Source organism: Salmonella sp. SAL4457, from assembly GCF_046548235.1.
GTDB classification, from domain to species: domain Bacteria; phylum Pseudomonadota; class Gammaproteobacteria; order Enterobacterales; family Enterobacteriaceae; genus Salmonella; species Salmonella enterica.
The window spans coordinates 1-234 of record NZ_JBGDZO010001367.1; the positions used below are offsets into that span (position 1 = coordinate 1).

Below are 234 nucleotides of genomic sequence, written 5' to 3' on the forward strand. Positions count from 1 at the left end.
TCGTAGTAGTCACCGATCCCCGAGCGATGCCCGAGCAGGTGCTCGACCGTGACGTCGTCCCGGATCAGCGGGAGATCGTCACCGAGCAGCGACCGTGCCGTCGTCGAGAGCTCGAGCGTGCCGTCCTCGATCAGGCTTACGACTGCCAGCGCGGTCAACCCCTTCGTCCCGCTCGCGAGCCCGAAGCGTGTGTCGATTTCGTTCGGGATCTGTCAGCGCCGGTCGGCCAGGCCG

The 234-nt window shown here is 67.1% G+C and carries 1 protein-coding gene; it reads right to left on the reverse strand.

Annotation, left to right across the window (positions count from 1 at the left end; genetic code table 11):
• The coding region (locus ACLJNW_RS28630; RefSeq protein WP_410962068.1) for a serine hydrolase at nt 1-209 on the reverse strand (209 nt) is incomplete at its 3' end.
• Nucleotides 210-234: the final 25 nt, after the last annotated feature.